This is a genomic window from Candidatus Hepatincolaceae symbiont of Strigamia maritima (assembly GCF_055505085.1).
In genome coordinates, this window is record NZ_DBKDTU010000015.1 from 1 (window position 1) to 4309 (window position 4309).

Genomic DNA, 4309 nt, shown 5'->3' on the forward strand with positions numbered 1-4309 from the left:
AAGTTAAAATTAATAAAAAGTACTTACACTGTTAACTTTAATATAAGGAACTAAAATATGGAAAAACAAGTTGAATTTTATGATGTTATTAATGCAATTAACATTAATAACGGGATTGTAAAAATAATTTTAGGAAATCAAAGCACGAACCAAATTATTGAAGGTGAAGGCAAGGGAGATCCTACTCCTACCAAAATGATTGCTATACCTTTGCAAACTTTTATTTATGCATTAGCTGTGTTTACAAAAGAACCTAAGAATGAAGATATGATTACAAAAATGCAAGAAGCAATAGAAGATCAAAAATCTAAAGTATAATCCTACCCAATTCCTTTATTTTTCTTATTTATAATTAGAATAAAGGAGTATTGTTATATATTAATGTTAAATTATAAAAAATTATTTACTTGGCTTAGATCTTATAGATTTATTGTAAATTCATTATATAGTGTTTTTGTCGGATTTTTTAAAAAATTAAGCTATACCTATTCGGATTTAATGTTTAGTTTAAGGTTACGCTTTATTTTTAAGTGTCCTTTAGCTTATTTAAAAGAAAATTATAAGCATATCGGCAAGTTTCACTTAGAAATTAAAACGAATAACGGTATCTTTATTAACAAATGCCACCGACTCTTAGATATATTCCCCATCATTTTAGTAATAGAAAAAGATAGAAACGCTTATCTTGCAATGCAAACTAAACTAGAAGGGACTCTATGCTATCCTGAATTAGTAGAAGTAGATATCATTAATGATATTTTTGAAACTGAAACTAAATTTAATTCTATTAGTCTGTATTTTTTTCTAGAAGAATTAGCCAGCCTGAGTGAGATAGAATCTTTAATTATTAAACTTAAATCACTCTTAAGTTCTCAGGGTATTATTATAGGGAGTACAATCTTAGGGGAAAAGCATCCTTTGCATACTAAAAAGGCTCTTGAGATTATTAAAAATCAGAATAGTGCTAAGATATGGTATAATCTTAATTATTCATATGAAGATTTAGAGAGTATTTTAAATAAAAATTTTGATAACGTAACCCTAACTATACGGGGTTCTTGCTTAATGTTTAGATTAGATAATCTTAATCCTGATTTAATCAAAGAAAAAATGAGAAGAGAGGCAAGAAAACCTAGGGAACCTAACGTTTTTGTAAAAATATAAATACAGATTAATCAAATTACGTTGAAAATAACTATGAACTCCCAAACGCTCACCGAATTACTAACTAAAATACTCCTCAAAACTCTTTTTACTAAAGAGAACTTTCTGCTACTAAAGAGAACTCTACTAAATACAAATAGATACTTCTCTTATAGTTTATTTATTATTTTATTTAGCTCTTTAGTAAGTTTATCATATGCAGCCGATGAATTAACTTGTGAACAAATATCCGATGAGCATGATAATGTTGTGGTAGATGGAACTCATATTAGGGTTAAGGGTGGAGAAATAAAGATTAAGAAAAATTTTAATGAAACATGTATTAACAAGATTCTAAAGCTAGAAAAGGGAACTGATAACAAAGGAGTACACATTAACATTGAAAACACCAGAGATACTTTAAAAACCAAAAAAGTTACCACTGATGATAGCCAAACTAAGATAGATGTTAAAGGAGGAATTTTTGCTACTAAAAATTTTGAAGCAAACGGTGAGTTAGAAGTAAATATTTCTAATAGCGGAATCTTTGAGGTAGGCAAACTTTCTTTCTTTCCTCCTCCCGAAAATGATAAAGATAAAAAAGATACTGAAACTGGTTACTTAGTCCTTAAAGGTGATAATTTAACAATTAATAACGGTAGTAGTAAAGGCAAGGGTGGTAATGTTGATTTTAATATTATTATTATAGATCCTACAAAAAAATCTGAAATTTACTTAAATAGTTATAGCGGTACCTTAGAGTATAAGTCCCATAAGACTCTTCCTCCGCATATAGACCCAAATGACGTAGCAAAACTCCCTAATAAACTTTTTGTAGTTAGTAGGCAAGCCGCAAATATTATTTTACAACTTTTTACCTGTGATCTTAATCAGACTCCTGATAAGGGTGGTTGTACCGATACTTCCGGTTTTAGTATGGAAGAATTAAGTTTATCAATAAGTAGCGGTAAACTTGATGCCCAACACGGATTGGGATGGTTTGCTACGAAAAATTACTTATTTGTAGGAGAAAATGCTACTTTAAAATGTGGCATTGCTTGTGAAATTCTACCATCAAAGGACAAAAATGCAACTCTTGATGCAACTATTAAAGGTAAAATTGAGGGGTTCTTTAATGCTACAAAAGGCAATGATATTATTAAAATATATAATACTGCAGAAATTAATATAACCAATAGCGGAGGACCAGGCAATGTTAATACTAACGAAGGAGATGATATTGTAGAATTATATAATGTCCCAAAGGAAGCAGATCATACCAATGAGCCTGTTTTTAAATTAAATTATTATATTAACGGTGATGGAGGGAATAATACCCTAAAGATTTTTGCCGATATTATTATTTCCGGAACAAGTAGTAATACTAATAAAGATAGTTTTTTAGAGAATTTTCAGAATGTTGAAATAGCAGAAAAAGGTTCTATAAAATTTACTACCGAGAAAGCAGCCACTTATAATTTTAAATATTCTATAACTACTAATGATGGAACTCTTTGGGTAGATAATTTTAATACGGAATTTAAAAGTTATATTCAAAATAAAGGTGACTTCCATATTACTTATAATTTGGTAGATAATAAAGGAGGAAAAATTATTACTGAACCTTATACTACTCTAACTATTAATAATACTAAGATTACCATAAATCCTCATACGACTTATTTAACTAATATTGCAGACTTAAAAAGTCTAGTTAGTAGTAATACTTATATAATTAGTAGTAATACCGTAAAAGATTTTGAAAATAATTCCTTTAGAGTATTAGATCCGCGTTTATTATCTAGTATAGTAGTTAATAACAACAAAGAATTAGAAATGAATTTTACTTTGAATAACTATCGTACTAGAATTCATGGTATTGCTACTAATAATCCTAATTTATCTATGTTAGCAAATGAACTTAATAGTATTCTTTACTCAAAGAATTTTATGGAATTAACAGATATTTTTTATAAATTAAATGACTTAACTGATAATAATCTTGCTAATGCTATTTTAGAGATTCAGCCACTGAATAATGAAGTATTGCAACAAGTTAACTTGAATCTGCAAGATAATTTTGTTAGAAGCATTATAAATAGGAATACTTTATTTGCTTTTTCTGGAGAAAATCGTATTAAGGAAGATATAGGATACACCCTATTGAGTTTAGGAGATAATATAGGAGTTAACAATTTAATTGTCTGGGTAGAGTCTTTTTATAATCATGCCTTATTACAAGATACTAATTTTAGTACGGGTAATAAAACTAATACTACTACTTATGTTGTGGGTAGTGATATTATTATTACTGATTCTTTCCTATTAGGTGGCTCTATTGCCCACTCAACTTCTAAGATTAAAGCTAATAATAATACTCTCTATACTGCTAATCAAACCTCAAAACATTTTGGAATTTACACCAAATTTAATCCTAAATATTTTTACCTAACGCTCTTGGGTGCTCATAGCTTTTATAATGCAATACTAAACAGAAATATGCAGAGTATTAATGAGAGTTCTCAAAATAATCTTAGCTCAAGCATTTCTACAGCCTCCTTTGAATTAGGCAATGCTTTATTAATTATTGCAAAAGATTTGACCCCGCTTATAGAAATTAATCCTTACTTTACTTCTGCTATTAATTTTGTAAATCTTAAGGATTATACTGAAGAAGGAAGTAACCTCAATTTCAAAGTAAAAGGCTTTCATAATAAAGTTTATACTACAGGTATCGGAGTTAAATTCTCTCAAGAAATTTTAATTGTTGATAAAAGCCAATCTTTAAAACCTAGAGTTAATCTATTAGTTAATAAAATCTTTAACAAAGCTCCTCTTACCAATGCACAATTAACCTCCAGTAGTAATCCTCTTAATTTTGAGGCACCGATTTATAAAAACTATAGTTTTCTCTTTGAAGGAGCTTTGGCTTACCGCATTGGGATCTATTTTCAAAGTGAACTGGCTTTAAATTATCTATACGGTAATAATACTCATAATTATACCTTAAGCTTAAAAGCAAAATATGTTTTATAAGAATTGTAGCGAGAAAAATTAAATGGCAGAGTGGGAAACTTTAAATGGCAGAGATTTTGAATTTTAATATTAGCTTGATTGCCCACTCTGTGGCATCAGTATCGTTTGTATAATATCCGTTTTCCTCTAC

General features: G+C 28.7%; 3 protein-coding genes. All 3 read left to right on the top strand.

What is annotated here, in order from left to right:
* The first annotated feature begins 57 nt into the window (after positions 1–57).
* The 3 genes from ACQCX0_RS00345 to ACQCX0_RS00355 all read left to right on the top strand — a co-directional run bounded on the left by ACQCX0_RS00345 (position 58) and on the right by ACQCX0_RS00355 (position 4179).
* Positions 58–318, top strand: a complete 261-nt coding sequence (locus ACQCX0_RS00345) for a hypothetical protein (RefSeq protein WP_462562054.1) — start codon at positions 58–60, stop codon at positions 316–318.
* A gap of 63 nt (positions 319–381) precedes the next feature.
* Positions 382–1164 (top strand): hypothetical protein, encoded by a 783-nt coding sequence (locus ACQCX0_RS00350; protein ID WP_462562055.1) that lies wholly within the window; start codon positions 382–384, stop codon positions 1162–1164.
* Positions 1165–1197: 33 nt separating this feature from the next.
* Positions 1198–4179: an autotransporter family protein gene (locus ACQCX0_RS00355; RefSeq protein WP_462562056.1), complete on the top strand. Its 2982-nt coding sequence runs from the start codon at positions 1198–1200 to the stop codon at positions 4177–4179.
* Positions 4180–4309: the final 130 nt, after the last annotated feature.